At 59.3% G+C, this 6,091-nt stretch carries 5 protein-coding genes and 1 riboswitch; of the genes, 4 read left to right on the top strand and 1 reads right to left on the bottom strand.

Annotated elements, in window-relative coordinates:
• Together AC1D1Z_RS32775 and fdhA are read left to right on the top strand one after the other, a co-directional pair.
• A partial coding sequence (locus AC1D1Z_RS32775; protein ID WP_477853012.1) for an EamA family transporter occupies window positions 1-229 on the top strand: 229 nt, incomplete at its 5' end.
• 161 nt (window positions 230-390) lie between these two features.
• Window positions 391-590, top strand: a riboswitch (cobalamin riboswitch).
• A 219-nt stretch (window positions 591-809) separates the two neighbouring features.
• Window positions 810-2,000 carry a formaldehyde dehydrogenase, glutathione-independent gene (fdhA, locus tag AC1D1Z_RS32770; RefSeq protein ID WP_018449119.1) on the top strand — a complete coding sequence of 397 codons (1,191 nt, stop codon included), beginning with the start codon at window positions 810-812 and terminating at the stop codon, window positions 1,998-2,000.
• Window positions 2,001-2,184: 184 nt separating this feature from the next.
• On the opposite strand, the gene AC1D1Z_RS32765 is transcribed toward fdhA, so the two are convergent.
• Window positions 2,185-2,991, bottom strand: a complete 807-nt coding sequence (locus AC1D1Z_RS32765; RefSeq protein ID WP_477853009.1) for a transporter substrate-binding domain-containing protein — start codon at window positions 2,989-2,991, stop codon at window positions 2,185-2,187.
• A gap of 105 nt (window positions 2,992-3,096) precedes the next feature.
• Between AC1D1Z_RS32765 and AC1D1Z_RS32760 the strand changes: the two genes are divergently transcribed.
• Window positions 3,097-5,463, top strand: coding sequence for a putative bifunctional diguanylate cyclase/phosphodiesterase (locus tag AC1D1Z_RS32760; RefSeq protein WP_113542992.1), 2,367 nt, complete (start codon window positions 3,097-3,099; stop codon window positions 5,461-5,463).
• A gap of 74 nt (window positions 5,464-5,537) precedes the next feature.
• The coding region (locus AC1D1Z_RS32755) for a cysteine hydrolase family protein (protein ID WP_477853007.1) at window positions 5,538-6,091 on the top strand (554 nt) is incomplete at its 3' end.

Below are 6,091 nucleotides of genomic sequence, written 5' to 3'. Positions count from 1 at the left end.
TTTCTCCCTCGCGCTGGTGCTCTTCCTTGCCGGGGCAAAGCGGATGCCGCCGGCGGAAGCGGCGCTGATCGGCACGATGGAAATCGTGCTCACGCCCTTCTGGGTCTGGCTGCTGTTTTCCGAGCAGCCGCCCGTTGCCACCTTTTTCGGCGGCGCGATCATCCTCGGCGCCGTGTTCTGGCACACGGCAATCGACGTCAGCCGCAGCCGGCGACCGCATCGCGCCTAAAGCCTTTAGGCGGCGATCAAATCTTCCGGGACGATCCGGAAAACCGCCGTATTCGCGGGATCAATTATTTCCGCTACGCAGCGCTATTGCGACTTTGCCGACTGTCGTCTTTGAGCTGCGCCGATGTCGTTTTCTTGATCGCTGTTTTACGTCAGGCATGGTTTGCTTGTGGTGTTCAAGGCGCTATCTCGCAAACTGGCGAAATGGACCATTGGGACGCAGGCCTGACGCCGGCGCTGCCCCGCAGCGGTAGAAGAACTGAAATCCTCAAGGAAATCGCCGGATAGTCATCCGGAAAGATATCGAGATGGATCGAAAGGAGATTCTGGAGCCGGAAACCAGCTCTTGGCATAGCAAATCGACGGATTGCGGCAGACGATCACGAGCGGAACGACAGGCGAAAACCATGGCGTTCACTCCTCTTCTCCATCCAATCTGTCCCTTTTGGAAATTCGAATATCGCCCGATGCGGCGGTATCCTGTGTTGTGGACCGGGCTGCAGAGGAGGCAGGCCGGAGGGAAGGTTGCCATCGACTRCATCGGTTGCAGATCGAGGCATTCAAACAAGTGGGAGGAATTCATGAGCAAAAATAGAGGCGTCGTCTATCTCCGGCCGGGCAAGGTCGAAGTTCGCGACATCGACGACCCGAAGCTGGAAGCGCCCGATGGCCGCCGCATCGAACACGGCGTCATTCTGAAGGTGATCTCGACCAATATCTGCGGCTCCGATCAGCACATGGTCCGCGGCCGCACGACGGCGATGCCGGGCCTGGTCCTCGGTCATGAAATCACTGGCGAGATCATCGAGAAAGGCATCGACGTCGAGATGCTCGAAATCGGCGATATCGTCTCGGTGCCTTTCAATGTCGCCTGCGGCCGATGCCGCTGCTGCAAGTCTCAGGATACCGGTGTCTGCCTGACGGTAAACCCGGCCCGCGCCGGCGGTGCTTACGGTTATGTCGACATGGGCGGCTGGATCGGCGGACAGGCGCGCTATGTCACCATTCCCTACGCAGATTTCAACCTGCTGAAAATCCCCGATCGGGATAGGGCAATGGCGAAGATCCGTGATCTCACCATGCTCTCCGACATTCTGCCCACCGGCTTCCATGGCGCAGTGCGTGCAGGTGTTGGGGTCGGCTCGACCGTCTATGTCGCCGGTGCCGGCCCTGTCGGCCTTGCGGCTGCGGCTTCGGCTCGCATTCTCGGCGCTGCTGTCGTGATGATCGGTGATTTCAACAAGGACCGTCTGGCGCATGCGGCGAAGGTCGGTTTCGAACCGATCGACCTGTCGAAGAGCGACCGTCTCGGCGACATGATCGCGCAGGTCGTCGGCACCAATGAGGTGGACAGCGCCATCGATGCGGTCGGCTTCGAGGCACGCGGCCACTCGGGCGGCGAACAGCCGGCGATCGTGCTCAATCAGATGATGGAGATTACCCGTGCCGCGGGTTCGATCGGCATTCCCGGCCTCTACGTTACCGAGGATCCGGGCGCCGTCGACAACGCCGCCAAACACGGCAATCTGTCGCTCCGCTTCGGCCTCGGATGGGCCAAGGCGCAGTCCTTCCACACCGGCCAGACTCCGGTGATCAAATATAATCGTCAGCTCATGCAGGCGATCCTCCACGACCGGCTGCCAATTGCCGATATCGTCAACGCCAAGGTCATTCCGCTCGACGATGCCGCCAATGGATATGAGAGCTTCGACCAGGGAGCGGCGACGAAATATGTCCTCGATCCGCACGGAGAGGTCGCGAAAGCCGCCTAGAGCAATTCCAGCAAAAGCGCGTAGCGGTTTTGCGTCCGGAATTGCGAGAAAACAAAGGGATAGAGCATTTCCGTGATTCGAAGAAAAACGGAAATGCTCTAGGGACTACGACTGAGGATTTTACCTGATAGGAATGGCCGGCGGAAAGCCGGCCATTCTGCATCGCACAACGATGATTGACGAACTACTGGATGCTGAACGGGAAATATTTTGCGTTGATCATGTCGTAGGTCCCGTCCGCCTTGATGCTCTTCAACGCTTCGTTCAGGCGCGCAAGACGCTCCTTGTCATCGAGGCGCAGCGCGATGCCGGCACCCTCACCGAAKTATGTGATGTCGACCAGATCCGGTCCTTTGAACTCGCAGCAGCTTCCTGCCTTGGTGTTGGCAATCCAGTCGTAGATGGCGAGTTTATCCTCGAGGATAATGTCGACGCTCCCGTCCGCCAGCCCCTTGTACAATTCGGGCGAAGACCGAAACACCTTCTTTTTCATTTCCGGATAAAGATGGTTGGCATAGGATTCCTGCGCTGTCGACGATGTCACCCCAAGAATTTTATCGTTGAGGGCGGCGGGGCTGACATCGCTGATCGACGAATCCTTCCGGGCGATGAACACAGACGGGCTGTTGTAGTATTTTTCAGTGAAGGCAACCTTTTGACGCCGCTCAAGGCTCATCGACATGGATGAGATGATCGCGTCGTATTTGTCGGCAACGAGATCGGGGATAATGTCGTCCCACTTCTCGATGATAAATTGGCATTCGAACTTGCCAACCTCGCACAGCGCATTGGCAATATCGATGTCGAAGCCCTGAAGTTTGTTATTTGCATCGAGATAGTTGAAGGGCGGAAATGCACCTTCGACGGCAATTCTCATTGGCATGCGATCTTGCGCGGCCACCTCAAGCGGCGAGGTCGCGGCCAAAAAAATACCCATCCCGCCCGCCATCAGCGCTCCGCGCAGTATAGTCTGAATGGATATGCGCAACATCGTCGGGAGCTCCTCGGGGAATAGTCGATCTCGCCCCATAGTGCGCCGCAGCCTTTAATTCTACGTGAACGCTTCTTTGTTAGCGTCGGCCAATGCGCCCGTGTGGTGGTGTTCAGGGGTCTAGGCTTGCAGATCGTTCTTCCTTCCAGCTCCAAGACGTTTCAGCAATCCTGGATTGCCTCGGGAAGAATTCTGTTTCTGATTGCCGTCAGCGGACTTGGAGCGATCGGACTTGTTGTACTCTCGGCGCTCTGGGCAGGAACCGAAAGCGATGCTGCCGCCCTTGATCGACAGCGCCAGCTTGTGAATGCCCGCCTGCGGGAACAGGTCGATCAAGTCGCCCATGTCATCGGCCAGTTCGGCAACGGCTACCTCACACGTGTTTATCCGGCTGCCCGGTCAAGCGGAGGTTCCTCCAGCCTCGATGCCGTTCTGACAGCGGCCGCCGGGAGTGCGATCAGCCAGACCGCAATGTCCGCCTTCGGCTACGATCAGGCCTTTGTCGTCGACGAGAAGGCTCAACTGCTGATGCTGGCGGACGCCCAAACGGAAAAGCGTTATCGCTGGATGAAGCCTCTCTTTTTGCCTCTGCTTCAGGATGCCCGCCTCGGGGTGAGACCAGGCGCGGTTTCCAACGAAAGAACGCCGTCCTCGATGGAAAGCCGCCTTGCGAGCCCAGGACGCTCCAACACTGCGTTGGCCAATCTGATGCGGCTGGAAGGTCGGCCGACGATCGTCGGCGTCGTCGCCATCAACGATCCCGAAGAGGGGCAACGGCAGACGATGCGGCAATTCCTGATCGTCGTGCGGTTTATCGATGGTGCGGCGCTGGACGAATTGAGCCGGCAACAGGGCCTCAACGGCGCGCGCTTCGCGCGCACAGCCGATGCAGACGAAAACGAGGTTGCCTTCCAGATCGACGCCACGGCAAATGGCGAACCGATCGGCTTCATCGTATGGCGGCCCGATCTTCCAGGCTCGAGAGTGATCGGCCGATTGATGCCGGCGCTTTCGATTGCCGCCCTGGTGATCGCGATCCTGTTCTCGGTTTTGCTGGTGCGCCTGCGAAGCAGCCTCGGCGAGTTGAGAAAAAGCGAGCTGCATGCAAGACAGCTTGCCTTGCATGACGTGCTCACGAGCCTTCCCAACCGCGCTTTGTTCGCGATGAGGTTCGACGAGTGCCTGGCCGAGACGAAGAATTCGGCCGAGCGCTCGGCAGTCGCGCTTCTCGATCTCGACCGCTTCAAGGCCGTGAACGACACGTTCGGCCATGCCGCCGGCGATGAACTCATCAGGATGGCTGCGGAGCGGATCCACTCCCTGCTTCGTCCGGGCGACACGCTTGCCCGGCTCGGAGGGGACGAATTCGCCCTGCTTCTTCGGGACATCAAAGATCATGATCAGGTTTTGCCTGTAATATGCGACGCGATCGTTGCCGAACTTGGCAAGCCCTTCCCGCTTCTGAGGGGCGAGGCGGTCGCACGGGTCGGCGGCTCGATCGGCGTGACCGTCGTGCCGGACGCCGGACGGAATGCCGATGACATCATGCGCTACGCCGACGTCGCGCTGTACGAAGCAAAGATGGGCGGCAGAGGCCAATGGCGCGTCTATTCACCGTCCATGGACGGCGGCAGGAATGCGCGCGACATACTCAAGAACGAATTGCGGGAAGTTCTGGCCAAAGGCACGGCCTCATCCGCTGACGGTCCACAATCCGACCCGATTGCGAACAAGCCGGACTTCGGATCGCTCGAAGTTTACTACCAAACGGTACATCGCGCCGAGGGCGGCGGATACTCGGCGTCGGGCGCGGAGGCTCTCGTGCGTTGGCGTCACAGTCAGCGCGGACTATTGACGCCTGCCAGCTTCATCCCTGTCGCCGAGGAGGGCGGCCTCATCGACGCTCTCGGTTTCTGGGTATTGCGCGAAGCCTGTAGAGCCGCCTGCAAATGGCCTGAAAACACATTTGTTGCGGTCAACGTGTCTCCCGCCCAGTTGAGAAGACCAAATTTTGCCGAGGAAGTATTCGCCGTGCTCCAGGAGAGCGGCCTGCCGCCGTCCCGGCTCGAGCTCGAGCTCACCGAGTCCTCGCTCATCGAGGATAACTCGGACGTCTATACGGTGCTGAAGTCGCTGCGCAGCCAAGGTGTTCAGATTTCGCTCGATGATTTCGGAACCGGCTTTTCATGTCTCAGCCATCTGCTACGCTTCGATATCGACCGCATCAAGATTGATCGTTCGTTCGTCTCACAGCTCGGCACGAAAGCCAACGGGGCGGCCATCATTGGCGCCATCGTCGCGCTTAGCCGCAACCTCGGTATCTCGACGACGGCTGAAGGGGTCGAAACCGAATATCAACGCGACTTTCTGGCTGCCCTCGGCTGCACCGACCTCCAAGGCTACTTCTTCTCCAAACCGGTTCCTCTTCGCGACCTTGATAGTTTCCGGACAGCTGAGAGTGCTGTCGCCTGAGAGGCTTTTGATCTTCCGCCAGGAACTTTCGCCGCGCGCGGCGGTTGACGCCCGAAGACCGAGTGGAGGATGTGATGGGCGAGGTCGGGGAGTGGCGGCACCTTTGCGTCGATATGCAGCGGATGTTTGCCGAAGACACGCCGTGGCACGTTCCCTGGATGGCACGGATCTCTCCCCAGATCGAAGAGCTGGCCGGGCGGCACTCGTCGCGAACGATCTTTACCCGCTTCCTGCCACCCGAGCGTGCGGACGACATGCCGGGGAAATGGCGGGATTATTACCAGAAATGGTGGATGATGACGGGTGAGCATCTTCCGCGCGGATTCATCGATCTCGCCCCATCGCTGGCGTCGTTGGTTCCACCGGCAAGGCACTTCGACAAGCGCACCTATTCCCCCTGGATTGACGGCCGCCTGCATCCAACCCTTCAGTCGGAGCAGGTCGATACGCTTGTGATAACGGGCGGCGAAACGGATGTATGCGTGCTGGCCACGACGCTTGGCGCAATCGATCTCGCCTATCGTGTCATCGTGCTGAAGGACGCCGTCTGCAGCGGCGCCGACGATACGCACGCCTATCGTGTCATCGTGCTGAAGGACGCCGTCTGCAGCGGCGCCGACGATACGCA

The sequence above is a fragment of the Rhizobium sp. P1_E1 genome, from assembly GCF_056406015.1.
This window is presented reverse-complemented; position numbering and strand designations above follow the sequence as displayed.